At 63.3% G+C, this 22,310-nt stretch carries 26 protein-coding genes; 17 read left to right on the top strand and 9 right to left on the bottom strand.

The genetic code is table 11. From position 1 onward, the window contains the following. Positions 1 to 6 precede the first annotated feature (6 nt). Complete coding sequence (locus tag AFIC_RS09770) at positions 7 to 1,311, top strand: RsmB/NOP family class I SAM-dependent RNA methyltransferase (protein ID WP_275246041.1); 1,305 nt, start codon at positions 7 to 9, stop codon at positions 1,309 to 1,311. 72 nt (positions 1,312 to 1,383) lie between these two features. Continuing rightward, the gene (guaA, locus tag AFIC_RS09765) at positions 1,384 to 2,979 is read left to right on the top strand and encodes a glutamine-hydrolyzing GMP synthase (protein WP_275246040.1); all 1,596 of its coding nucleotides are present in this window, start codon (positions 1,384 to 1,386) and stop codon (positions 2,977 to 2,979) included. A gap of 20 nt (positions 2,980 to 2,999) precedes the next feature. On the opposite strand, the gene AFIC_RS09760 is transcribed toward guaA, so the two are convergent. From AFIC_RS09760 to AFIC_RS09745, 4 genes are all read right to left on the bottom strand, one after another. Further along, complete coding sequence (locus tag AFIC_RS09760; protein WP_420833321.1) at positions 3,000 to 3,773, bottom strand: anti-sigma factor family protein; 774 nt, start codon at positions 3,771 to 3,773, stop codon at positions 3,000 to 3,002. Then, positions 3,773 to 4,300: an RNA polymerase sigma factor gene (locus tag AFIC_RS09755; protein ID WP_275246039.1), complete on the bottom strand. Its 528-nt coding sequence runs from the start codon at positions 4,298 to 4,300 to the stop codon at positions 3,773 to 3,775. Before AFIC_RS09755 ends, AFIC_RS09760 begins: the two co-directional genes overlap by 1 nt. 63 nt (positions 4,301 to 4,363) lie before the next feature. Continuing rightward, positions 4,364 to 5,818, bottom strand: a complete 1,455-nt coding sequence (locus AFIC_RS09750) for a YncE family protein (protein WP_275246038.1) — start codon at positions 5,816 to 5,818, stop codon at positions 4,364 to 4,366. A gap of 10 nt (positions 5,819 to 5,828) precedes the next feature. Then, positions 5,829 to 6,338, bottom strand: coding sequence for a DUF305 domain-containing protein (locus AFIC_RS09745; RefSeq protein WP_275246037.1), 510 nt, complete (start codon positions 6,336 to 6,338; stop codon positions 5,829 to 5,831). A 335-nt stretch (positions 6,339 to 6,673) separates the two neighbouring features. Between AFIC_RS09745 and AFIC_RS09740 the strand changes: the two genes are divergently transcribed. Beyond that, entirely contained in the window at positions 6,674 to 7,015 is a 342-nt protein-coding gene (locus AFIC_RS09740; protein ID WP_275246036.1) for a Lin0512 family protein, read from the top strand. 21 nt (positions 7,016 to 7,036) lie between these two features. Here the strand turns inward: AFIC_RS09740 and AFIC_RS09735 are convergent, their stop codons facing one another. Together AFIC_RS09735 and AFIC_RS09730 are read right to left on the bottom strand one after the other, a co-directional pair. Further along, positions 7,037 to 7,432: a RidA family protein gene (locus tag AFIC_RS09735; protein ID WP_275246035.1), complete on the bottom strand. Its 396-nt coding sequence runs from the start codon at positions 7,430 to 7,432 to the stop codon at positions 7,037 to 7,039. Next, the gene (locus tag AFIC_RS09730; RefSeq protein WP_275246034.1) at positions 7,429 to 8,352 is read right to left on the bottom strand and encodes a LysR family transcriptional regulator; all 924 of its coding nucleotides are present in this window, start codon (positions 8,350 to 8,352) and stop codon (positions 7,429 to 7,431) included. The genes AFIC_RS09735 and AFIC_RS09730 overlap by 4 nt, the downstream gene beginning before the upstream one ends. 97 nt (positions 8,353 to 8,449) lie before the next feature. Here AFIC_RS09730 and AFIC_RS09725 point away from each other — a divergent pair, with 97 nt between their 5' ends. The 3 genes from AFIC_RS09725 to AFIC_RS09715 all read left to right on the top strand — a co-directional run bounded on the left by AFIC_RS09725 (position 8,450) and on the right by AFIC_RS09715 (position 10,111). Continuing rightward, positions 8,450 to 9,082 (top strand): pyridoxamine 5'-phosphate oxidase family protein, encoded by a 633-nt coding sequence (locus AFIC_RS09725; RefSeq protein ID WP_275246033.1) that lies wholly within the window; start codon positions 8,450 to 8,452, stop codon positions 9,080 to 9,082. A 21-nt stretch (positions 9,083 to 9,103) separates the two neighbouring features. Then, a complete protein-coding gene (locus AFIC_RS09720; protein ID WP_275246032.1) occupies positions 9,104 to 9,661 on the top strand; it encodes a methylated-DNA--[protein]-cysteine S-methyltransferase in 558 nt (185 codons plus the stop codon). Positions 9,662 to 9,733: 72 nt separating this feature from the next. Further along, positions 9,734 to 10,111 carry an ArsC family reductase gene (locus AFIC_RS09715; RefSeq protein WP_275248691.1) on the top strand — a complete coding sequence of 126 codons (378 nt, stop codon included), beginning with the start codon at positions 9,734 to 9,736 and terminating at the stop codon, positions 10,109 to 10,111. 24 nt (positions 10,112 to 10,135) lie between these two features. Here the strand turns inward: AFIC_RS09715 and AFIC_RS09710 are convergent, their stop codons facing one another. Continuing rightward, positions 10,136 to 10,768, bottom strand: coding sequence for a PAS domain-containing protein (locus AFIC_RS09710; protein WP_275246031.1), 633 nt, complete (start codon positions 10,766 to 10,768; stop codon positions 10,136 to 10,138). Positions 10,769 to 11,025: 257 nt separating this feature from the next. Between AFIC_RS09710 and AFIC_RS09705 the strand changes: the two genes are divergently transcribed. The 4 genes from AFIC_RS09705 to AFIC_RS09690 are packed head-to-tail and all read left to right on the top strand — an operon-like array spanning position 11,026 to position 14,323. After that, positions 11,026 to 11,778 (top strand): ABC transporter ATP-binding protein, encoded by a 753-nt coding sequence (locus tag AFIC_RS09705; RefSeq protein ID WP_275246030.1) that lies wholly within the window; start codon positions 11,026 to 11,028, stop codon positions 11,776 to 11,778. After that, positions 11,771 to 12,487 carry an ABC transporter ATP-binding protein gene (locus AFIC_RS09700; RefSeq protein ID WP_275246029.1) on the top strand — a complete coding sequence of 239 codons (717 nt, stop codon included), beginning with the start codon at positions 11,771 to 11,773 and terminating at the stop codon, positions 12,485 to 12,487. The genes AFIC_RS09705 and AFIC_RS09700 overlap by 8 nt, the downstream gene beginning before the upstream one ends. A gap of 2 nt (positions 12,488 to 12,489) precedes the next feature. Further along, positions 12,490 to 13,353, top strand: a complete 864-nt coding sequence (locus tag AFIC_RS09695; protein ID WP_275246028.1) for a branched-chain amino acid ABC transporter permease — start codon at positions 12,490 to 12,492, stop codon at positions 13,351 to 13,353. 1 nt (position 13,354) lies between these two features. Continuing rightward, the gene (locus tag AFIC_RS09690) at positions 13,355 to 14,323 is read left to right on the top strand and encodes a branched-chain amino acid ABC transporter permease (RefSeq protein WP_275246027.1); all 969 of its coding nucleotides are present in this window, start codon (positions 13,355 to 13,357) and stop codon (positions 14,321 to 14,323) included. Between the two features lie 95 nt (positions 14,324 to 14,418). Here the strand turns inward: AFIC_RS09690 and sugE are convergent, their stop codons facing one another. Further along, positions 14,419 to 14,733, bottom strand: coding sequence for a quaternary ammonium compound efflux SMR transporter SugE (gene sugE, locus AFIC_RS09685; RefSeq protein WP_275246026.1), 315 nt, complete (start codon positions 14,731 to 14,733; stop codon positions 14,419 to 14,421). Between the two features lie 192 nt (positions 14,734 to 14,925). Here sugE and AFIC_RS09680 point away from each other — a divergent pair, with 192 nt between their 5' ends. From AFIC_RS09680 to der, 6 genes are all read left to right on the top strand, one after another. Then, positions 14,926 to 16,548: a peptide chain release factor 3 gene (locus AFIC_RS09680; RefSeq protein WP_275248690.1), complete on the top strand. Its 1,623-nt coding sequence runs from the start codon at positions 14,926 to 14,928 to the stop codon at positions 16,546 to 16,548. A gap of 120 nt (positions 16,549 to 16,668) precedes the next feature. Further along, entirely contained in the window at positions 16,669 to 17,253 is a 585-nt protein-coding gene (locus AFIC_RS09675) for an NnrU family protein (protein ID WP_275246025.1), read from the top strand. Positions 17,254 to 17,255: 2 nt separating this feature from the next. Next, positions 17,256 to 18,086 (top strand): 3-methyl-2-oxobutanoate hydroxymethyltransferase, encoded by an 831-nt coding sequence (panB, locus tag AFIC_RS09670; protein WP_275248689.1) that lies wholly within the window; start codon positions 17,256 to 17,258, stop codon positions 18,084 to 18,086. A gap of 173 nt (positions 18,087 to 18,259) precedes the next feature. After that, on the top strand, positions 18,260 to 18,904 hold the full coding sequence (locus tag AFIC_RS09665) for a tetratricopeptide repeat protein (RefSeq protein ID WP_275246024.1): 645 nt from the start codon (positions 18,260 to 18,262) through the stop codon (positions 18,902 to 18,904). 4 nt (positions 18,905 to 18,908) lie between these two features. Beyond that, positions 18,909 to 19,424: a hypothetical protein gene (locus tag AFIC_RS09660; protein ID WP_275246023.1), complete on the top strand. Its 516-nt coding sequence runs from the start codon at positions 18,909 to 18,911 to the stop codon at positions 19,422 to 19,424. A gap of 62 nt (positions 19,425 to 19,486) precedes the next feature. Continuing rightward, positions 19,487 to 20,863: a ribosome biogenesis GTPase Der gene (der, locus tag AFIC_RS09655; protein WP_275246022.1), complete on the top strand. Its 1,377-nt coding sequence runs from the start codon at positions 19,487 to 19,489 to the stop codon at positions 20,861 to 20,863. Positions 20,864 to 20,869: 6 nt separating this feature from the next. On the opposite strand, the gene AFIC_RS09650 is transcribed toward der, so the two are convergent. Then, entirely contained in the window at positions 20,870 to 21,610 is a 741-nt protein-coding gene (locus AFIC_RS09650) for an SDR family NAD(P)-dependent oxidoreductase (RefSeq protein WP_275246021.1), read from the bottom strand. 192 nt (positions 21,611 to 21,802) lie between these two features. Between AFIC_RS09650 and AFIC_RS09645 the strand changes: the two genes are divergently transcribed. Continuing rightward, positions 21,803 to 22,306: a GNAT family N-acetyltransferase gene (locus AFIC_RS09645; protein WP_275246020.1), complete on the top strand. Its 504-nt coding sequence runs from the start codon at positions 21,803 to 21,805 to the stop codon at positions 22,304 to 22,306. The last annotated feature ends 4 nt before the right edge of the window (positions 22,307 to 22,310 follow it).

Raw genomic sequence — 22,310 nt, 5'->3', positions numbered from 1 at the left:
ATAGTCATGACGCCCGCCGCACGGCTGTCCGCTGCCATTGAAGTTCTCGAAGCCATCGACACCGACCGCTCCCCGGCGCAGACCGCGCTGAAGGCGTGGGGCACCGCGCACCGTTTCGCGGGTTCGGGCGACCGCGCCGCGATCGCGGGGCTGGTGTTCGACGCGCTGCGCCGCCGTTCCTCGGCTACGTATGTGATGGACGAGGACAGCCCACGCGGGCGGCTGCTCGGCGCGTTGCGGCTGGAGCGCGGCTTTGAGACCGACGCCATCGCGGCACTGTGCAACGGCGAGCGTTTCGCGCCCGCGCCGCTGTCGGATGCCGAGCGCGCCGCCCTGAATTCACGCACGCTCGACGATGCACCACCCGCCATCGCGGGCGACTATCCCGAATGGCTCGACCCGCATCTGGCGGAAGCCTTCGGCGACGATCGCGTGAAGGAGGCGGCGGCGATGGCGAGCCGCGCGCCGCTCGACCTGCGCGTCAATACGCTGCGCTCAAAACCCGAGAAGGCGCTGGCCGCCCTGTCGCATCTGGGAGCGCAACCCACGCCATGGTCGCCGCTCGGGTTGCGCATCGTGCTCGGGGCGGATGCGCGCAATCCCGGCGTTCACGCCGAGGAGGTTTTCATCAAGGGCGGCGTTGAAGTTCAGGATGAAGGATCGCAGCTTGCGGCCTTGTTCACACAGGCAAAACCGGGCGAACAGGTGATCGACCTGTGCGCGGGCGCGGGCGGCAAGACGCTGGCGCTCGCGGCGATGATGGGCGGCAAGGGCCGCCTGATCGCGACGGATCGCGACAAGCGCCAGCTTGCGCCGATCCATGAGCGGCTGTCGCGCGCGGGAATTCATAACGCCGATATTCGTGCGCCCAAGAGGGCCGAGAACCCGCTCTCCGACATCAATGGGACCGCCGACCTCGTGGTGGTGGATGCCCCCTGTACCGGCACCGGGACGTGGCGGCGCAACCCGGACGCCAAGTGGCGGATGCGGCCTGGCGCGCTGGAGGTTCGGCTCAAGGATCAGGCCGAGGTGCTGGAGCGGGCGGCCTCATTGGTGAAGCCGGGCGGGCGCATCGCCTACATCACCTGTTCCGTCTTGCCGCAGGAGAACGGCGGCCAGATCGACGCCTTTACCGCCCGCCACGGGGACTTCGCCGTGGTCCCGCCTGCCGAGGTCATCGGGGTGCTTGGGGAGCGCGCCGTCGCTTTTGGAAAAGCCGTGCGCCAGTCCCCGCAGGGGCTGCTGATGACCCCGCTGCGCACCGGGACGGACGGGTTTTTCGTCTCCATCCTGCGCAAGGCAGATCACTAAAGCTGCCGATAAGCCCGGTTTGACGGGAGTTCCGGGGTTGCGACTCCGCCCCCCCTCGCGTATCTCCCAGCCATGACAGCACACAGCCAGACCGGTGCCGCGACGCCTGATGTGGCGGCCGCGCACGAGAAGATTCTGATCGTCGATTTCGGCTCTCAGGTCACGCAACTGATCGCCCGCCGCGTCCGCGAGGATGGCGTCTATTCCGAGATCGTGCCGTTCCAGAAAGCCGAGGAAGCCTTCGCGGCGATGAAGCCGAAGGCCGTCATCCTCTCCGGCGGACCGGCCTCGGTGCTGGACGAGGACGCGCCATCCGCGCCGATGTCGATCTTCACGTCGGGCGTGCCGGTGCTGGGCATCTGCTACGGCGAGCAGACCATGGCGCAGCAACTCGGCGGCACGGTCGAGGCGGGGCATCACCGCGAGTTCGGCCGCGCCGCCATCGAGATCACCGACGACTGCGCGCTGTTCGAGGGCATCTGGAAGAAGGGCGAGAAGCACGACGTCTGGATGAGCCACGGCGACCGCGTGACGAAACTGCCGGAGGGTTTTCGCGGCGTCGCCAAGGCGGCGGGCTCGCCGATTTCCATCATCGCGGATGATGCGCGCAAATTCTATGCGATGCAGTTTCACCCAGAGGTGGTGCACACGCCGGACGGCGCCAGGCTGATCAAGAATTTCGTGCGCAAGGTTGCGGGCCTCAAGGGCGACTGGACCATGCGCGCCTTCCGCGAGGAGGCCATTGAAAAAATCCGCGCGCAGGTCGGCAACGGCCGCGTGATCTGCGGCCTGTCCGGCGGCGTCGATTCAGCGGTGGCGGCGGTGCTGATTCATGAAGCGATCGGCGACCAGCTCACCTGCGTGTTCGTCGACCACGGCCTGTTGCGCATGGCGGAAGCCGAGACGGTGGTCGACCTGTTCCGGCATCACTACAACATTCCGCTGGTGCATGTGGACGCGTCCAAGACGTTCCTCGGGGAGTTGTCTGGCGTCACCGATCCGGAAGCGAAGCGCAAGATCATCGGCAAGCTGTTCATCGACGTGTTCGATGAGGAGGCCAAGAAGATCGGCGGCGCTGACTTCCTCGCGCAGGGCACGCTGTACCCGGACGTGATCGAAAGCGTGTCGTTCACGGGCGGACCTTCCGTCACCATCAAATCGCATCACAATGTCGGCGGTCTGCCCGCGCGCATGAAGATGAAGCTGGTCGAGCCGTTGCGCGAACTGTTCAAGGACGAAGTGCGCGCACTGGGCCGCGAACTCGGCCTGCCGGATGTGTTCGTCGGGCGGCATCCGTTTCCGGGGCCGGGGCTTGCGATCCGCTGTCCGGGCGAGATCACGCCGGAGAAGCTCGACATCCTGCGGCAGGCGGACGCAATCTACATCGAGGAAATCCGCCGCGCCGGATTGTACGATACCATCTGGCAGGCATTCGCGGTGCTGCTGCCGGTCAAGACCGTCGGCGTGATGGGCGACGGGCGGACCTACGAATTCGTGGTCGGCCTGCGCGCGGTGACATCGACCGATGGCATGACGGCGGACTTCTATCCGTTCGACATGAAATTCCTCGCCGAAACCGCGACGCGTATCATCAACGAAGTGAAGGGCGTCAACCGCGTGGTCTATGACGTGACGAGCAAGCCGCCCGGCACCATCGAGTGGGAATAAGCGCCGCGGCGAGCGCAGGGTTAAATATCGGGTGAAGTCTGCCTGCGGGCCTCGTCGGCGAGGGGATGGAGGCGCTGCGGCGACGCGGGAGCGACAAGACTGAAGCCGAGACCCTTGTCAGCCCAAGCATAGCCGTTGAGGCTGCCGTTTGTTTGGCGCGCCATCGGCATATTCTGGTCCACGGCCATGCGGCGGGCAAGAATGACGAGTCGCGTGCCATGGTCGTCATCATACATGAACATCGCAGCGGGACCGTGACCGGTCGCGACCACACGGCCGCCCATGAGCCGGAAACCGGATGCCGACAGGTCCGGGATGGCAACGACACGCCCCAGCCGCTCCGTCGTCCAGTTGACGAGGGCATCTCGGTCGGACGCCTTGATCTCGATGGGCCGCTGATGGTCGGGCGCGTACACCGCGTAACTCGCGCTTGCCTCCTCGACGAGGGCCGCGATGCCTTCTGACGGTTGCGTCATGTTCCGCAAGAACCATCCGCCCACTCCGCCCATGCAGAGCAGGACAATCGCGGCGGCGACGGCCATCCACCGTGTGGCGATGGACGGTCTCCGCTGGCGCTCGATGATCCGCGACAGGTTGAGCTGTGGCGGAATCGGTTCGTCGGCGATGGGAGCGTATCCTGCCTTGAGCAGTTTTCGCTGGCGGCTATAGGCGGCCACGCGCCCGGCGATATCCGGATGCGCATCGAGATAGGCTGCGATCTCCTCTTTCCGGCGAACGTCGAGCGTCTGATCGACGAAGGCGTGGAGGTCATCCTCGGTAGTGGGCCGTGCCATTATTTCACCCTCCGCAAATAAGGCTTCGGCGATTGTTCCGCGCTGGCGCCGTCCATCAGTTCGATCAGGCTATCGCGCGCGCGGGACAGGCGCGACATCACGGTGCCGACCGGCAGGCCAAGGACATCGGCCGTTTGCGCATAGGTCAGATCTTCCACGGCGGTGAGAAGAAGCACCGAGCGATGCTCCTCCGGAAGGAGTCCAACGCAACGTAACATATCCTGAACCTCTATTATTCCTTCCTGATGGGCTTCCCGGGAGATATCGCGCTCGCTCGCATGCTCGATAGCGATCTCGGGGGGCGTGCGCTTTTGTTGGCGGAAGCGGCTGACCGCGAGGTTATGGAGAATACTGAACATCCAGGTTTTCGGATCTCCGTCCAGCCGGCGCTGATGCCAGCGGCTGACGGCGCGCTCCAGGCAGTCCTGCACGAGATCGTCGGCGATCGAGCGGTCGCGGACCAGCGCGCGGGCATAGCGGCGCAGCGCCGGGATCAGCGGTTCGATCAGGTGCACCATGTCATTCATGGCAAATTCCCTAGAAAGCCCGCTGCCCGGCCGGTGGTTCGGCCGGGCAGCGCTTTTCGGCGGCTAGTGACCTTGTATCTGGACAACGGTGCCGGGCTTGCCCGCGTTACTTTCCGCGATCACGAGATAGCGCCTTTCGTTCTTCACATCGTTCTGAACGATCTGGCGGATCGGACCGGCGGCGTTGACGATGGCCGATCCCGCCGGGTTGGTCATGAAGTTTGCCAATGGCTGCAACATGCCTTTGCCCTCGGGCCCGGTGGAGAGCGCCAGAACGTAGGGTTTTTTGGCCTCAAGGCCGGTGACGGAGGCCTGGAGAATCTGGATCAAGCCCTGATCGAACAGGGACACACTGGTCGGAGTTTTGCCGTCGTGTTTTCCTGCTGGGGCCAGGGTCAGGTGAGCCGTTTGTCCGGCAAGGCCGAGCGGCTGGAGGTCGTCCGTCCCGGAACCCTCAGGCACTGCATTGGGAACGTAGGCAATTGCCTGCGGAGCCTGGCCGATGGGAATGTTGGCGACGACTTTATTCGTTTGCGTGTCGATCGCCGCCAGTGCATCCGCGTTTTCCAGACCCACGTAGATTCGGCTGCCGTCGCCTGACGGCCAGATGCCGTGGGGCAGGTTGCCAACCGGGATCGTCGCGACCTGCTCGAAATTGTCCGTCCGGAAGACCTTCACCTGATTCAGGCCGCCAATCGTGACATAGGCGAAAGAGCCGTTCTTGTTCACCGCGAAATTGACGTGGTTGGTGATCGGGCCGGTATCGATGGTCTTGATCAGATCGAAGGGAGGTTGTGCGTTGAAGACCTGCGTCTTGCCGATATCCTTCAGCGTGAACCAGACCTGCTTGCCGTCGGCCGTCGCGGCGATATTCGGACAGAAGGGGCTGGCCTGTTTGACGCGCGCCACGATCTGGTGATCGGCGACGCTGATGACATCCGTTTCGGGATTGAAGGACGAGCAGACATAGCCGTACTTGCCGTCCGGCGAAAATATCTGCATGCCGGGACCGTTCGGCGTTTTGATGCGGGTTTTTTCCTCGAAAGTGGCGGCATCGAGCACGTCGACATAATCCTCGCCGCGAACCGTGATCCAGACTTCCTTGCCGTCGGGTGTGAAGAAGGCCTCATGCGGCGAGCGTCCGACATAGGTCGTGTGCTTCACCGTATTCGTGGCCGTGTCGATAAAGGTGACGGAGTTGGAGCCGATCGAGACGATCGCGAGCGTCTTGTGATCGGGTGAGAAGCCCATGCCGTGGACAAGCACCTGTCCCTTGTAGAGGGGACTGAAATTGCCGGGCTGAGGATCGCCAAGACGAATAACGCCGAGCAGTTTGTTGTCGGCCGGATCGGTGACCGACACCGTGTTCGAAAACTGTTCCGCGGCATAGATCCTGTCGCGATGACTGACGGGGATGTCCGGCGCCGAGACAGGCCCCGGGGCTTGTCCGGCCAAGGCGGCCGTGCAGGCCAGAAAGGTGCTGGCGAGCAGACTCACGGAAAGCAGACTGCGGTTCATCTTGATGCTCCTATTTGGTTTTGTTGAGCGGGCTCATCATCATGCCGGGGGACATGAAGGAGTGGTTGTGGTGGGAGGGTGCAGGTGCGGTTGCCGCCGTCGCCTGGGTCGGCACCGCGGCGTCTGCGGGCAAAGGCTGGCCGAGCGCGAGGCGCATCGCCGCGATTTCCTGCTGTTGATCGACGATGATTTCCTGCGCGATGCGGCGGAGTTGCTCATTGTGCCCGTAGCGTAAATACGCGACGGCCATGTCGATCGCGCCCTGATGATGCGGGATCATCATCGCGGTGAAGTCCGCATCGACGTCGCCGGTCGGCTTGACGTCCATCCCGGCCATCATCTTGTCCATCGCCGCGCTGTTCTCGGTGAGAAAAGGCTGTTCCGCCTCGACCGGGAGACTTGCCTGATCTGTCTGGGCTTGCGGTTGGGTGGTCTGGGCGTGACTGCATATCGGGCCGATGGCGAAGCCAATGGCGGCGACAAGCTGAATGACGCCTGTATGTGGTGGGAAGAGAGACATGCGATCCAACTCCTGAACACGAAGGGGTGTTATTGGAGTGGACGCCCGCGCGAGCGAACTATTCCGCGGGGATCGGAAAAATTTTGTTCGGGCAATAAGGTGGAATTTGCGAGGCGGCGCCAACCGTCCGCCTGCTGGCTGCTTCGCGAAAACTTGATATCGCGCGTATCCCTTCTCTTTTTGGAATTAAAAACCTTGACGCCTCAGGGATCAGGGTTCAACCGTCAGCGGAAGGGTTTTGCGGCTATCAAACGGCGCATGACAGGTGTTTGAGAAATTTGGGCAAGAACAAGCGCCGCTGTCGCGGGCTGGAATGAAATAGAAGGACAAGAGCAATGGCAAAAGTACGTTGCATCACCGAGATGGGCATGGGCGTGGACGTTCATGGCAAGGATGGCACCAAGGCGGCCCGCCGCGCGGTGTCGGATGCGCTGCGTCACTCGAGCCTGAGCTTCTTCCCGCTGGTGGGAAAGACGCGCGACGATATGTTCGTCGATGTCACGGTCGCCGTTCCGGACCCGAGCGGAGTGGACACCGCGGCGGTCGCGAAGGAATTGCCGTATGGCAAGATCACCGTGAAGGCGGTGCAGGGCGGTCTGGAAGTGCCTTATGAGGGCAAGGATTCAATCCTGATCGCGAACGCTGCGATTATCGTTTACATCGACGACGGCAAGTAAGCCGTCCGTCTGCCTGCGGCCTCACACCGCCGCGATGCAGTCGATCTCGATGTCGAAATGACCGGGCCATGCCGGCACGTTGATGAAAATGCGTGCCGGCGGGTCTTTCGGAAAGTAGCGCGCATAGATCGCATTGACGGCGCCGAATTTCTCGACCGACGTGCAGTACACGTTGCACTTCAAAACCTTGTCGAGCGACGACCCAGCCGTTTCAAGGCACAGCTTCATCTGTTCGAGCACGATTTCCGTCTGCCTCTCGATGGAGGCATCGACGACTTCGCCCGTTGCCGGGTCGAAAGGCGGAAAGCCGGAGACATAGATCGTGTCGCCGTGGCGCGTGACGGCGGATGTCGGCGCCTTCCATCGTTCCAGATAAGTCGATAGCGGCTCGACCCGGATGATCTCGCGTTTGCTCATGGTGTCCTCTTTGTGGGGGTTGATCCAAGCGCCTTCCTGATCCTTGGTGCCGCGAATTCCAGAAAATGACGCATCTTCAGCGGCAGGATGTTTTGGCCCGCGTGCATGAGATGAACCGGGATCGGCGCGGGCTCGTCATCCTGCAAAACGATTTTCAGCTTTCCCTGCCGGATGGCTTGCTCCGCCTGATAGGACAGCACGCGGGTCAGGCCGATGCCCGCGATCGCGGCATCGACGGCGGCCTCCGCCGTGTTGACCGCAAGGCGGCAGACCGGACGGACCGGTTTCGCGGGTCCTGTCCCGTTTTTCGCGAAGGTCCAGGACGATGCCGGGGACGCGATCGCGAAGGCCACGCACATGTGCGCGTTGAGATCCTCCGGCGTCTGCGGGGTGCCATGCGCCTTGAAATAGGCGGGGCTGCCGCAGACCACCCGCCGGATCGCGCCGACACGGGTGGCGACCATCGTGCTGTCCGGCAGTTCCCCGATGCGCACGGCCATGTCGATCTGATCCTCGATCAGATCGACATTCCTGTCGGACAGGGTCATGCGCACGTTGATCTCGGGAAAGCGCAGCAGGAAGCCGTTGACGACAGGCAGGACGTGCAGCCTGCCGAACGCGACGGGCGCGGTGATGGCGAGGCCGCCGCGCGGCGCGCTGTATTCGCCCGTCGCCTGTTCTTCGGCCTCGTCCACCCATTCCAGGATTCGTTTGCAGGCGGCGATGTAGGCGGTGCCGGCTTCGGTCAGGCCGAGCTTGCGTGTCGAGCGGACGAGAAGCTGGGTTTTCAGGTGCGATTCGAGTTCCGAAACCTTGCGGCTGACGGTGGGGAGCGGAACGCCGAGCTTGCGTCCGGCGGCCGACAGGCTGCCTTCCTCGACGGCCGTGACCAGTAGCGACATCGCCTCGAGCCGATCCATCTTGTTCTCATTTTCCGAGAGAGTGCTTCTCAAAAATACAGGAATATTACTTTCTCCGGTAGGACATATTTTACGGGCAGCCGAGAGGGAGGATGCCATGATCCATCGATTTCTCGAGATTGCTTCAACGCCCAGCGTGAAGGCCGCGCAGGCCGCGAACGGTGTCGCCGAGTACTGGGAACACCTCACGAGCACGCGAACGCGGGATCGTTTCACCGGGGCCGAGATAGCCTTCATCGCCGAGCGCGACAGCTTCTACATCGCGACGTCGTCGGAAAACGGGTGGCCTTACATCCAGCATCGTGGTGGACCAAAGGGGGTCCTGCGCGTGCTGGATGAGAAGACCCTTGCCTTCGCCGACTACCGGGGCAACCGGCAGTACATCACGACCGGGAATCTGGCGGCCAACGACCGCGTCTGCCTGTTCCTGATGGATTATCCCCGGCGGGGACGGTTGAAGATTTATGCGCGCGCCGAGGTTCGGGAGGTTCGGGATGATGCCTCGCTGGCCGAACGTTTTGCGATTCCCGGATACCGGGCCAGGGTGGAGCGTGTGATGATCCTGCATCTGGAGGCGTTCGACTGGAACTGCTCGCAGCACATCACGCCCCGGTTCACTGAGGCCGAACTGGCCGAGGCGCTGGAGCCGGTCAGGGCGCATCTGGCCGAACTTGAGGCCGAGAATACGCGTTTGCGTGAGATGGTTGGGAAGGAGAAGGCGCTGATCTGAAAGCGCCGGATAGGGCAAGCGATGAAGGGTGACAGCTACGCCATTTTTGAAACACGCGCCGGATTTTGCGGCATCGCGTGGAGCGGTAACGGCATCACGCGCTTTCAATTGCCCACGGGTAACGCCGCGGCCACGGAACGGTTGCTGCTCCGGCGCATGTCCGGCGGAAAGGCTGCCGAGCCGACGCCCGACATCGCCGGCGTGATCGAGACGGTGCGGCGCTATTTCGAGGGCGATGCAGCCGACTTCTCGGATTTGAATCTCGACCTCGATGGTCAGGACGATCTGTTCAGGCGGATTTACGCTCTCGCCCGGCGTCTGCCATGGGGACAGACGACGACCTACGGCGCGCTGGCGAAAGAGATCGATGCCGATCCCCGGCTTGCGCGCGATGTCGGGCAGGCGATGGCCAAGAATCCGATCCCGCTTATCATCCCGTGCCATCGTGTGCTCGCGGCGGGCGGCAAGGTCGGCGGGTTTTCCGCGCCGGGCGGTGCGGCGTCGAAAGTCCGCATGCTGGCGCTGGAAGGCGTCGTTCTCGCGCCGGAAGAGCCCGCGCAGGCCTCGCTGGGGTTTTGAACGGCCCGGCGATTTACGCTGTGTGCGCGATGCCGTAGGGTCGGGAGAATGGTTCATCTCAGGGGCGGCGGCGTGTCAGTCACCATCTACGGCATCAAGAACTGCGACACGATGAAGAAGGCGTTCGCCTGGCTCGACAAGGCCGGCGTCGCCTATGATTTCCACGATTATAAGAAAGAGGGCGTCGCCAAGGGCGATCTTGAGAAGTGGTGCAAGGCAGCGGGCTGGGAAACGGTTCTCAACCGCGCGGGCACCACGTTCAGGAAACTGCCGGACGCCGACAGGGAGGGGCTGACCGAACGCAAGGCCATCGCCCTGATGATGGCGCAGCCCTCGATGATCAAGCGACCCGTGCTTGATGACGGCAAGCGCCTTCTGGTCGGCTTCAAGCCGGATGACTACGAGAAAGAACTCGGCGGCAAAAGCGCGCGCAAAAAAGCAGCCCGCTGACGCGGGCCGCAGGTCCGTGTGAGCCTACTCGAACTCGATCTTGTCGCGCGGCGAGATTCGCGGCGGCGGCGTGAAGTAGAGCTTCTTGTCGATCACGGCGCGGACGACATCGATCGGAAGCCGCTCGCGCATGAGCTTCTCGATTTCAAAATGCCCGTCGGGGCTGATCGTCTCGAATGAGGCGAAGATGCGGGTGATGCGCTGGCCGTCGCTGAAGGGCAGCAGCAGCCGTTCGAGATCGACCTTGCGTTTGTCGCGGTCATGCAGCCGCGACACGGTGTAGACCGGCAGCCCGCGCCTGATGCACTCCTCGTACAGAGGCATGATGACGGGGGCGAGCCTTGGGCCGAGATATTCACTGAGTTCCCGGCCGATCCCGATCGCGCCATAGGCTTTGGCGAGGCGCGTGCCGCCATTGTCGATCATGATGCGCTGGCGGCCGTTCTCGATCTTCACGGTATAGAAGACCGCCGCCGCACAGTCCGTCTCGTTGCATTCGAGACGGAATTCCTCGAATGGCGGGGCGTGCTGAAGGGGCGTGTAGAGGCTGAGCCACCTGTTCAGAAGGTCGCGCTGCTGGATGGCGCGAACGACTTCAATGGACGCCCCTAAAAATGGTGCGGTCTCGTCGGGAAGAATGTCTCGTTTGGCCGACATGGTGACAGCCTCCGAAATCAACTTCGATAAACATCCATCATGTTCCTGATATTCACAAACGCAAGGCGGAAATTGGGTTGAGCAGTTCCTAACGCCACTTTTTTAAACTTGAGAAGTTGTGCATCGCACCTCACTGTCCAAAGGTCTCGTTGCGCGGTACGGAAAATTCGCTGCATATTCGGCAAGGGCAGGTGGCGCTTGGGCAGATAAGGCAAACAATGCCGATGCTTATTGCAATGCGAAGGCGGGGATTTTGATTGTCCGACTATATTCTTGAAACACAGGGCCTGACCAAGGAGTTCGCGGGCTTTTCCGCGGTCAGCGACGTCAATCTACAGGTTCGGCGCCACACCATTCATGCGCTGATAGGGCCCAATGGCGCGGGCAAGACCACCTGTTTCAATCTTCTCACCAAATTCCTCCATCCCTCTAAAGGGAAGATTATCTATAACGGGCAGGACATCACCGCGATGAAGCCCGCCGACGTGGCGCGGCTCGGGCTTGTGCGCTCCTTCCAGATTTCGGCGGTGTTTCCCAACCTGACGGCGCTGGAGAATGTGCGCGTCGCCCTCCAGCGCGAACACGGCGAGTCGTTCGATTTCTGGCGGTCGAAATCGGTCCTGAACCGCTTCAACGAGCGGGCGAGGGCGCTCCTGGATGACGTGGGGCTGTCGGCTTTCGAGGACATCCGCGCGGCTGAAATGCCCTATGGACGCAAGCGCGCGCTGGAGATCGCGACCACGCTGGCGCTCGAGCCCGAGATGATGCTGCTCGACGAGCCGATGGCCGGCATGGGCCATGAGGACATTGACAAGATCGCCACGCTCATCAAGAGCATTGCCGCCAACCATACCATCCTGATGGTGGAGCATAACCTCAACGTGGTGTCGAACTTGTCGGACAAGATCACGGTGCTGACCCGCGGCCAGATACTGGCCGAGGGCGATTACGCGACGCTGACGCAGGACGAGCGCGTCAAGGAAGCTTATCTGGGAGCCGGGCATGGCTGAGGCAGCAGCGGTGCCGGTTCTCGACGTCAAGGGCCTGCAAGCCTGGTATGGCGAGTCGCACATTCTTCACGGCATGGATTTTCAGGTCCGGCCCGGCGAGGTGGTGACGCTGCTCGGCCGCAACGGCGCTGGCAAATCGACCACGCTGAAATCGATCATGGGCATCATCGGCAAGCGCCGGGGCTCGGTGATGTTCGAGGGCAGGGAAACGATCCGGCTGACGTCGGACAGGATCGCGCGCCTCGGCGCCGCTTTCTGCCCGGAGGAGCGCGGCATTTTCTCGAGCCTCGACGTGAAGGAAAACCTCTTGCTGCCGCCGACGATCCGTCCGGGCGGCATGCCGGTCGAGCGGATCTTCGACCTGTTTCCCAACCTCAAGGAGCGCCTCACCAGCCAGGGCACCAAATTGTCCGGCGGCGAGCAGCAGATGCTCGCCATCGCCCGCATCCTGCGCACCGGCGCGCGCTTTCTGATGCTGGACGAGCCGACCGAGGGCCTTGCCCCGGTCATCATCCAGCAGATCGGCCGCACCATCTCGCGGCTGAAGGCGGAAGGCTTCACGATCTTGCTGGTCGAGCAGAATTTCCGGTTCGCGGCGGATCTCGCGGATCGCTTCTACGTCGTCGAGCACGGGCAGGTGATCGACACCTTCGCCAGCAGCGAGCTGGAAGCCAATATGCAGAAACTTCACCAATATCTCGGCGTGTGACGATGCAGGCGCTTTACGGACAGCTTCTTGTCGGACTGATCAACGGCTCGTTCTACGCGCTGCTAAGTCTCGGTCTTGCCGTCATCTTCGGCATGCTCGAAATCATCAATTTCGCCCACGGCGCGCTCTATATGATGGGCGCGTTCACCGCGTATTTCCTGCTGTATTATTTTGGCCTGAACTACTGGTGGGCGCTGCTGCTTGCGCCGCTGATCGTGGGCGCGTTCGGCATGCTGCTGGAGCGCACGCTGCTGCGCTGGCTGCAAGGGCTCGATCCCCTGTACGGACTGCTTTTGACCTTCGGCCTCGCGCTGGTCATTCAGGGCATCTTCCAGAACTATTTCGGCTCCTCCGGCATGCCCTATGCGATGCCGGCCGAACTGCGCGGCGGCGTCAATCTCGGCTTCATGTATCTGCCGATCTATCGCGGCTGGGTCGTCATCATGTCGCTCGTTATCTGCCTTGCGACCTGGTACCTGATCGAACGCACGCGGCTTGGCGCGTACCTGCGCGCCGCGACCGAGAACCCGACGCTGGTGCGCGCCTTCGGCATCAACGTGCCGTTGATGATCACGCTGACCTACGGGCTCGGCGTCGGCCTCGCGGCGCTGGCGGGCGTTCTCTCGGCGCCGATCAATCAGGTCGGGCCTCTGATGGGAGCGGACCTCATCATCGTGGTGTTCGCGGTGGTGGTGATCGGCGGCATGGGCTCGATCATGGGTTCGGTCATCACCGGCTTTTCCCTCGGCGTGATCGAGGGACTGACCAAATATTTTTACCCCGAGGCATCCAACACCGTGGTCTTCGTGTTGATGGTGCTGGTGTTGCTGGTAAAGCCGACAGGGCTGACGGGACGGGCGAACTGACATGGCGAGCATCACCGAGAACGCGACGCCCACCAAGAACCGCTCGATGGCGGACGAGATCGTCGGCTTCATCGTCATGGCGGTGCTGCTGGCCGCCGTGCCGCTGACCGGCATCTACCCTTATTTCGTGATGCAGGCGCTGTGCTTTTCGCTGTTCGCCTGCGCCTTCAACCTGCTGATCGGATATAGCGGCCTGTTGTCGTTCGGCCATTCGATGTTCCTCGGCACCGCCGGCTATTTCACGGCCTATTCGCTGAAGTCGTGGGGCGTGCCGCCGGTGGCCGGCATCCTGATCGGCGTGTTCGCGGCGGCCGTATTGAGCGTCATCACCGGCGCGATCGCGATCCGTCGGCAGGGCATCTACTTCGCCATGATCACGCTGGCGCTGTCGCAACTGATGTTCTTCATCTATCTGCGCGCGCCGTTCACCGGCGGCGAGGACGGCATTCAGGGCATCCCGCAGGGCACGCTGTTCGGTTTCATCGACCTGTCGCACACCAACACGCTTTACTATTTCATCCTGGCGGTCTTCCTGCTGGCGTTCCTGCTGATCCACCGCATCGTCAACTCGCCGTTCGGCGAGGTGCTCAAATCGATCCGCGAGAATGAGCCGCGCGCGATCTCGCTCGGCTACAAGGTCGATCAATACAAGCTGATGGCGTTCATCCTGTCGGGTACGCTGGCCGGCCTCGCGGGATCACTGAAGATGTTCGTGACGCAAAACGCCTCGCTCACCGATGTGCACTGGACGATGTCGGGCGAGGTGGTGCTGATGACGCTGGTCGGCGGCCTCGGCACGTCTTTCGGCCCGGTCGTCGGCGCGTTCATCATCGTCGCGATGCAGCAGTATCTCGCGTCGTTCGGCCAATGGGTGATGGTGATGCAGGGCGCGGTGTTCATCATCTGCGTGCTGACCTTCCGCCGCGGCATCGTCGGCGAGATCGCGCATTACTTCAAGCGGTCGCTGTAAGTCTCCGTCATTGCGAGCGAAGCGAAGCAATCCAGAAATTGATGTAATGAAAGCTGGATTGCTTCGTCGCTAACGCTCCTCGCAATGACGAGGAGTCACGTCGCGAGTTTCAATCCGACGATCCCGGCGATAATCAGCCCGATGCAGGCGAGCCGCCCGGTGGTTGCCGGATCGCCGAACAGCACGATGCCGAGGATGGCGGTGCCGACAGCGCCGATTCCGGTCCAGACCGCATAGCCGGTTCCGACCGGCAGCGTTTTCAGCGCGATCGCGAGCAGGATGACGCTGATCGTCATCGCGGCAAGCGTCAGCACCGAGGGAACGAGCCGGGTAAAGCCTTCGGTATATTTGAGCCCGATGGCCCAGCAGATTTCCATTAATCCTGCGAAAAACAGAATGACCCACGCCATGAAGCGCTCCTTCAACTGGCAGGGTCGTCCCCGCGAAAATGATGGGATTTGACGGCTGGGAGAAATCCCGGAGCCGAGAAGCGGGGTCGTCCTCGCTTCCCCTTTATCTAGGCCGTGCGGCAGCGGGGAACAAGGCCGGGCCGGGCGGTTTTCCTTGATCCTGAGGCGTTTCCCTGCCACATGCTCGCGATCATGACCGACACCGCCATTGCCGCCGATTCCGCGTCTCCGCTTGCCCATGAAGTCGAGCGCAGGCGCACCTTCGCGATCATCTCCCATCCCGACGCGGGCAAGACCACGCTGACCGAAAAGCTGCTGCTGTTCGGCGGCGCGATCAATCTTGCCGGGCAGGTCAAGGCCAAGGGCGAGCGCCGCTCGACGCGCTCCGACTGGATGAAGATCGAGCGCGACCGCGGCATCTCGGTCGTCACCTCGGTGATGACGTTCGAGTTCGACAATCTCGTCTTCAACCTGCTCGACACGCCGGGCCACGAAGACTTCTCCGAGGACACCTATCGCACACTCACCGCCGTCGACTCCGCCGTGATGGTGATCGACGCCGCGAAGGGTATCGAAGACCGCACCCGCAAGCTGTTCGAGGTCTGCCGCCTGCGCGACATTCCGATCATCACCTTCATCAATAAAATGGATCGCGAGAGCCGCGATCCGTTCGATCTGATGGACGAGATCGAGAAGACGCTCGCGCTCGACACAACGCCGATGACGTGGCCGGTGGGGCGCGGCCGCGACTTCCTCGGCACCTACGATATCGCGACCGGCGGCGTGCGCCTGCTGGAAGGCGGCGGCGCGAAAACCGGACAGGCCGAGCAGATCGAGATCAAGGAGCTTGCGGGGCGCAATCCCAATCTCGATGCGGCTGCGATCAGCGAAGAACTCGCGCTGGTGTCGGAAGCCTGCAAGCCGTTCGATCTGGAGTCGTTCCGCGAGGGCCATCTCACGCCGGTGTTCTTCGGCTCGGCGCTGCGCAATTTCGGCGTCGGCGATCTGCTCGAAGGGCTCGGGCGCTATGCGCCGCCGCCGCGCGCGCAGGACTCAAGTTCGCGCAAGGTCGAGGCGTCGGAGCCGAAGATGAGCGCGTTCGTGTTCAAGATTCAGGCAAACATGGACCCGAACCATCGCGACCGCATCGCGTTCGCGCGGCTATGCTCGGGCAAGCTGACGCGCGGCATGAAATCGAAGCTGGTGCGCACCGGCAAGAACATGACGCTGTCCGCGCCGCAGTTCTTCTTCGCGCAGGATCGCGCCATTGCGGATGAAGCCTTCGCGGGTGACGTGGTCGGCATTCCGAACCACGGCACGCTCAGAATTGGCGATACGCTGACCGAGGGCGAGGACATCCAGTTCGTCGGCGTGCCGTCGTTCGCGCCGGAAATCCTGCGCCGCGTGCGTCTCGGTGACGCGATGAAGGCGAAGAAGCTGAAGGAAGCCTTGCAGCAGATGTCGGAAGAGGGCGTCGTGCAGGTGTTCCGCCCGCGCGACGGCTCGCCCGCGATGGTGGGTGTCGTCGGCCAGTTGCAGCTCGACGTGCTGAAGGCGCGGCTGGATGCGGAATATTCGCTACCGGTCGATTTCGAGATCAGCGAATTCCAGTTGGCGCGCTGGTTCACGGCGGAAGACCGCAAGGTGTTCGACACCTTCGTCAATGCCAACGGCTCCAGCATCGCCGAGGATGTCGATGGCGATCTGGTGTATCTGGCCAAGAACGAATTCTATCTTGGCTATACCCGCGAACGCTCGCCCGGCATCACCTTCACCAGCATCAAGGACGTAAAGAAGGCGGGCAAGGGCGAGTGAGCCGCGCGTGCCAGCGCAGACTGGCATGCCGGGGATGTGAAGGCGCAGCCGTCAGGCACATTGCGCGGTGCACCATAAAAATGCTACCCGAGCCCCATTGATCCGATGGGTGATGCTCTCATGGGTTTTGCGCTTCTGATTTTGGGACTGGCGCTTGTTCTGGGCGTTCATGTGCTGACGACACGCCGTGAGTTGCGGGCCTCGCTGGTCGCGCGGCTGGGCGAGGGTGGCTACAAGGCGGTTTACAGCGTCGTCGCCGTTATCGGCATTGCGCTCGCGGCCAAGGGCTTCAGCCTCTATCGCGCCACGGAATGGACCGACATCTGGTATCCGCCCAAGGCGATGCGGCATCTCACGCTCGCGCTGATGCTGCCCGCCGTCATTCTGGTTGCGGCGTCCTACATTCGCGGCCGCATTTTCGCGAAGCTGAAACATCCGATGCTGGCGGGCGTGAAGCTGTGGGCGCTGGCGCATCTTCTCGCCAACGGCGATCTCGGCTCGATCATCCTGTTCGGCTCGGTGCTGGCATGGGCGGTGTATGATCGTATCTCGCTGAAGCATCGCGCGGATGCCGGTGCGCCGCCGATTCCGGTCGGCGGCATCGGCAACGATCTCATCGCGGTCGGTGTCGGTGTCGTCGCCTATCTCGCGCTCGCTTTTGCCTTCCACCCGCTGGTGATCGGCGTTCCTGTCGTCGGAGTCTGATGATGTCCATTCAAAACGCAGCCAGGCGCAAGACCGCGCCCGAGATTTTCGCACGCAAGGGCGGCGAGCCGATCGTGATGCTGACCTCGTATCACGCGCACACTGCTGCATTGGTCGACAAATATTGCGACATCATTCTGGTCGGCGATTCACTCGGCAACGTGATGCACGGCTTCGAGACCACCGTGCCGGTCACGCTCGAGATGATGATCCTGCAAGGCCACGCGGTGATGCGCGGCTCGAAGCAGGCGATGGTCGTGGTCGATATGCCGTTCGGCTCCTACGAGGCATCGAAAGAGCAGGCATTCCATTCCGCCGCGCGTGTGCTGAAGGAAACCGGCTGCGGCGGCATCAAGGTCGAGGGCGGCGTGCGGATGGCGGAGACCATCGCGTTTCTCGTCGAGCGCGGCATTCCGGTGATGGGTCATGTCGGCCTCACGCCGCAGTCGATCAACACGCTCGGCTCATTCCGCGCGCGCGGCCGCGACGAGGCGGACTCCGCGATGATTCTGGAAGACGCCAAGGCGGTGTCGGAGGCGGGCGCGTTCTCGATCGTGGTCGAGGCCGTCGCCGAACCGCTGGGGCGCAAGATCACCGAGAGCGTTGCGTCACCGACCATCGGCATCGGCGCGAGCGTCGCCTGCGACGGGCAGGTGCTGGTGCTGGAAGACATGCTCGGTCTGTCGCCATGGGCGCCGAAGTTCGTCAAACGCTATGGCGACCTTGGCCCGGGCATCGAGAAGGCGATCCAGGACTACGCCGACGAGGTTCGCTCGCGCGCGTTTCCGGGGCCGGAGCACGTCTACAACCTCAAGCCGAAAGCCCCGAAGTAGCCACGATCCGGCCCTTATCGGCTTGGCCTATGCAAAACGGCGGTTAACGCTTTGATCCGCCTTGCTTTGCCTTGTGGCTGCCACAGCGTTACTGTATCGGCTTGCGTCGCCCAGGGGATCGGCGCTTTGGGTGCGCCATGGCGGCTGGCCGAAAATCGGTGGGGTTTTCTTAAGTGTCTGAATTATTTAGCGAAGTTGATGAGGAATTGCGGCGCGAACAGCTCAAGAAGCTGTGGGACCGCTATTCGCTGCATATCATCGCGCTGATTGTCCTGGTCGTGGCCGGCGTCGGCGGCTGGCGCGCCTACCAGTATTTCGAAAACCAGAAGGCCGAAGCCGCGGGCAAGGCTTTCGAGGCCGCGGTGGCGTTGACCGATCCCGCGCAGGCGCAGGCGGCGTTCGACAAGATCGCGAGCGGCAATGCGCAGGGCTACAGCACGCTGGCGCGGCTGCATGCGGCAGCGGAAGCGGCCAAGCAGGATTCGCAGAAGGGCATTGCCGCGTTTGACACCATCGCCAATGACGGCAAGGCCGAAGCGCCGATCCGCGAGATCGCCCGTTTGCGCGCGGCGGGCCTGATGCTCGACACCGCGCCTTACGCCGACATCGAAAAGCGGTTATCGGACGATGCCTCCGGCACTCACACGTTCCGCCATTCCGCGCGCGAGTTGCTGGCGCTGTCAGCCTGGCGGGCGAAGAACAACGACGCCGCGCGCAAGTGGCTCGATATGATCGGTGAGGATCCGCAAAGCCCGGCAACGCTGCGCAGGCGCGCGGAAGCCTTGCTGGCGCTGCTGCCTCCGGCCGCGAAGAGCTAAGCCCATGCCGGTCCGCTTTCCCAGACGCTCCGTATCCCGCGCGTTCACCGGCGTCATGTTGCTGGCTGTCGCTTGCGTTCTGTCGGGCTGCGGGGGTGCGGCGAACAGCTTCGATCCGACCGACATGTTGAGCTTCCTCGATACCAAGAAGCCGCTACCCGGAACACGTCATCCGGTATTCCCGGAAGGCGTGCCCGGCGTCGAGCAGGGCGTGCCGAAGGAGCTTTACAAGGGCGCGCAGCAAAACGATCTCGCGGCGACAGACCCTGCTGCGCCGGGAGCTCCCCCTGTAGCGGGTCAGGCAAACGCGGCGCCTGCCGCCGCCGCACCGCCGCCGGAGGAGAAACCGAAGAAGCGGGTGCGTACCGCCAAGCGCAGGAGCATCACCGCTCCGCCGCCGGATGAAGCACCGGCTGCCGCTCCGCCGCCGCCCCAGCAGCAACCGGCTGCCCCTCAGCCTCAGCAGCAGCAATTGTCGCCATTCCCGGCGCCGTTGCCGAGCGGCAGCTTCTCGCATTAAATCTCGACCGCGCCGCGCGGCACTCCGGCACATGACCGCATAAAGGGCGGACGGGATCGATCATGTCCTTCACCATTGCGATCATCGGCCGCCCCAACGTCGGCAAATCGACGCTGTTCAATCGGCTGGTCGGACAAAAACTCGCGCTGGTGGACGACCAGCCCGGTGTGACGCGTGATCGACGTGAAGGGCTGGGCCGTCTCGGAGATCTCGAATTCACCATCATTGATACGGCCGGTCTCGATTCAGGCCCGCGCGGCTCGCTCACCGCGCGGATGCAGGAGCAGACCGAGACGGCCATCGCCGCCGCCGATGCGCTGATGTTCGTGATCGATGCGCGCGCGGGCCTTACGCCGAACGACCGCGCCTTCGCCGACTTCGCGCGCCGCGCCAACAAGCCGGCGCTGCTGCTCGCCAACAAGAGCGAGGGCAAGCAGGGCGAGGCTGGTATCGCCGAATCCTATGCGCTCGGCCTCGGCGATCCGATCGGGATTTCCGCAGAGCATGGCGAGGGCATGGGCGATCTGTACGACGCGCTGCGCGAATTGATGCCCGAGCCCATCGAGGACGAGGATGAAGGCGACGCAGATGAGGACAACGCGGACGATCCCACGCGGCCGATCCGTGTCGCGGTGCTCGGCCGCCCCAATGCGGGCAAATCGACGCTGATTAATCATCTGCTCGGCGAGGAACGGCTGCTGACGAGCCCGGAAGCGGGCACCACGCGCGATTCCATCGCGGTGGATGTGGAATGGAAGGGCCGCAGGCTGCGGGTGTTCGACACCGCGGGGCTTCGCCGCCGCTCGCGCATCGACGACAAACTCGAGAAGCTGTCGGTGTCGGACGCGCTGCGCGCGGTGCGGTTCGCCGAAGTCGTGGTGCTGGTGATGGATGCGCAGAACCGCTTCGAGGAGCAGGATCTGCGTCTGGCCGATCTTGTCGAGCGGGAAGGCCGCGCGCTCGTGCTCGCCGTCAACAAATGGGATCTGGTGGAGCGCGCGCCGAGTGCGATCGGCAAGCTGCGCGAAACCGCCGATCATCTTTTGCCGCAGGTGCGCGGCGCGCCCGTGGTGGCGATCTCGGGCCTGATGGGCGAGGGCATCGACCGGCTGATCGGCGCGATCGAGAAGGCCTATGCCACCTGGAACAAGCGCATCCCGACCAGCGCGCTGAACCGCTGGTTCGAGCAGGCGACGCGCAACAATCCGCCGCCCGCCGTGTCGGGCCGCCGCCTCAAACTGAATTACGTGACACAGACCAAGGCACGGCCGCCGAGCTTCGTGGTGTTCTGCTCGCGCGCCGACGCGGTGCCGCAATCCTATCTGCGCTATCTCACCAACACCCTGCGCGAGGCGTTCGATCTACCCGGCACGCCGGTGCGCATCACGCTGCGCGAGAAGGCCAATCCGTTCGCGCACAAGGCGAAGCGGAAGTCCTAGCTTCCCTCACACCGGATGCCGGAAGCTCATCAGCGTGCGCGTGCGATAGTCGTAGACTTTCCCGGTCTCGTTCCAGTCGGGCATGCACATCGGCAGGATGTATTCGGCGGCCTGTTCGGGCGTGTCGAGCGTCATGGGATCTTCGCCCGGCATCACCGAGGCGCGCATGCGGGTGCGGATCGGTCCCGGATTGAACAGGTTGACGCGGATCGTACTTGTCGCCGTCTCATGCGCCCACACGCGGGCGAGAGCTTCCAGCCCTGCTTTCGAGGCGGCATAGGGGCCGCGATAGGCGCTGGCCTTGGAGGCGGTGCCGGAGGTGATGAACACCGCGCGCCCCGCATCCGAATGGATCAGCAGCGGCTCCATGCAGCGGATCAACTGGAAGTTCGCGGTGAGGTTGACCGCGATCGCATCCGTCCATGGTTTCAGGTCGATATGGCCGAGCGGCGAGGAGGGGCCAGCGACACCGGCATTGCCGATCAGGATATCGAGCTTGCCGTGGCGCTCGTTCAATGCGGCGCCCAGACGCGCCACGCCGTCGTAATCGGTGACATCGAGCGGCACCAGCGTGGTGCTGCCGCCTTCGCTGCGGATTTCATCGTCGAGTTCTTCCAGGCCGCCTTGCGTCCGCGCCACGGCGATGACATGGGCTCCGGCGCGGGCCAGCGCGCGCGCCGCCGCGTGGCCGATGCCGCGCGAGGCGCCGGTGACGAGGGCGATGCGGGAAGCGAGGGGTTTGGTCATGCGGAGCGCCCGTTCTTTCCCTCGCCCCGCTTGCGGGGAGAGGGTGGCGCGCTGCGTTTGCAGGGCGCCGGGTGAGGGGCTTGCTATGGCATATCGATGCCTGCGAATAAACCGTGTTGATTTGCCCTTCATCCGGATCGCCATAGCGATCCGACCCCTTCCCGCAAACGGGGGACAAACGACAGGCCCGAGATGACCGCAGCGTCCACCCGATGGCGTCCGATGACCGCAGCCGATCTGCCTGCCGTGCATGCGCTGGCTGCGCTGATCCATCCGGCCTATCCGGAGGATGCGGCGGTGTTCGCCGAGCGCCTGCGGCTGTACCCGCCGGGCTGCCGGGTGCTGGAGCGCGACGGGGAGCTTGCGGCTTATGTTGTCAGCCACCCGTGGCTTCACCATGCGCCGCCGGCGCTGAACGTGCTGCTCGGCGAATTGCCGGCCCGGCCCACGACCTATTATCTCCACGACCTCGCGCTGATGCCGGAGGTGCGGGGATCGGGCGCGTCGGTGCAGGTGGTGGGGGCGCTGGTTGAACAGGCTCGCAACGAACACCTGCCGTCACTGTCGCTGATTGCGGTCAATGGATCGGCTGCGTTCTGGCAGCGGCAGGGATTTGAATCTGTCGAGGATCAGACACTGACAGACAAACTGCGCAGCTATGGCGGCGATGCGCGGTTCATGATGCGAAGGCTGTAAGCGA

The sequence above is a fragment of the [Pseudomonas] carboxydohydrogena genome (genome assembly GCF_029030725.1).
In the GTDB taxonomy this organism is placed as follows: Bacteria; Pseudomonadota; Alphaproteobacteria; order Rhizobiales; family Xanthobacteraceae; genus Afipia; species Afipia carboxydohydrogena.
The sequence above is the reverse complement of the archived record's forward strand: the minus strand, read 5'-3'. Positions and strand labels throughout refer to the sequence as shown.

Coding starts and splice junctions, on each gene's coding strand:
- AFIC_RS09745 (WP_275246037.1), bottom strand. CDS start 6,338: ATGTCTCTCTTCCCACCACATACAGGCGTCATTCAGCTTGTCGCCGCC.
- AFIC_RS09735 (WP_275246035.1), bottom strand. CDS start 7,432: ATGAGCAAACGCGAGATCATCCGGGTCGAGCCGCTATCGACTTATCTG.
- AFIC_RS09740 (WP_275246036.1), top strand. CDS start 6,674: ATGGCAAAAGTACGTTGCATCACCGAGATGGGCATGGGCGTGGACGTT.
- sugE (WP_275246026.1), bottom strand. CDS start 14,733: ATGGCGTGGGTCATTCTGTTTTTCGCAGGATTAATGGAAATCTGCTGG.
- AFIC_RS09755 (WP_275246039.1), bottom strand. CDS start 4,300: ATGAATGACATGGTGCACCTGATCGAACCGCTGATCCCGGCGCTGCGC.
- AFIC_RS09725 (WP_275246033.1), top strand. CDS start 8,450: ATGATCCATCGATTTCTCGAGATTGCTTCAACGCCCAGCGTGAAGGCC.
- panB (WP_275248689.1), top strand. CDS start 17,256: ATGTCCATTCAAAACGCAGCCAGGCGCAAGACCGCGCCCGAGATTTTC.
- AFIC_RS09700 (WP_275246029.1), top strand. CDS start 11,771: ATGGCTGAGGCAGCAGCGGTGCCGGTTCTCGACGTCAAGGGCCTGCAA.
- der (WP_275246022.1), top strand. CDS start 19,487: ATGTCCTTCACCATTGCGATCATCGGCCGCCCCAACGTCGGCAAATCG.
- AFIC_RS09770 (WP_275246041.1), top strand. CDS start 7: ATGACGCCCGCCGCACGGCTGTCCGCTGCCATTGAAGTTCTCGAAGCC.
- AFIC_RS09760 (WP_420833321.1), bottom strand. CDS start 3,773: ATGGCACGGCCCACTACCGAGGATGACCTCCACGCCTTCGTCGATCAG.
- AFIC_RS09750 (WP_275246038.1), bottom strand. CDS start 5,818: ATGAACCGCAGTCTGCTTTCCGTGAGTCTGCTCGCCAGCACCTTTCTG.
- AFIC_RS09645 (WP_275246020.1), top strand. CDS start 21,803: ATGACCGCAGCGTCCACCCGATGGCGTCCGATGACCGCAGCCGATCTG.
- AFIC_RS09650 (WP_275246021.1), bottom strand. CDS start 21,610: ATGACCAAACCCCTCGCTTCCCGCATCGCCCTCGTCACCGGCGCCTCG.
- AFIC_RS09680 (WP_275248690.1), top strand. CDS start 14,926: ATGACCGACACCGCCATTGCCGCCGATTCCGCGTCTCCGCTTGCCCAT.
- guaA (WP_275246040.1), top strand. CDS start 1,384: ATGACAGCACACAGCCAGACCGGTGCCGCGACGCCTGATGTGGCGGCC.
- AFIC_RS09660 (WP_275246023.1), top strand. CDS start 18,909: ATGCCGGTCCGCTTTCCCAGACGCTCCGTATCCCGCGCGTTCACCGGC.
- AFIC_RS09675 (WP_275246025.1), top strand. CDS start 16,669: ATGGGTTTTGCGCTTCTGATTTTGGGACTGGCGCTTGTTCTGGGCGTT.
- AFIC_RS09690 (WP_275246027.1), top strand. CDS start 13,355: ATGGCGAGCATCACCGAGAACGCGACGCCCACCAAGAACCGCTCGATG.
- AFIC_RS09710 (WP_275246031.1), bottom strand. CDS start 10,768: ATGTCGGCCAAACGAGACATTCTTCCCGACGAGACCGCACCATTTTTA.
- AFIC_RS09730 (WP_275246034.1), bottom strand. CDS start 8,352: ATGGATCGGCTCGAGGCGATGTCGCTACTGGTCACGGCCGTCGAGGAA.
- AFIC_RS09720 (WP_275246032.1), top strand. CDS start 9,104: ATGAAGGGTGACAGCTACGCCATTTTTGAAACACGCGCCGGATTTTGC.
- AFIC_RS09695 (WP_275246028.1), top strand. CDS start 12,490: ATGCAGGCGCTTTACGGACAGCTTCTTGTCGGACTGATCAACGGCTCG.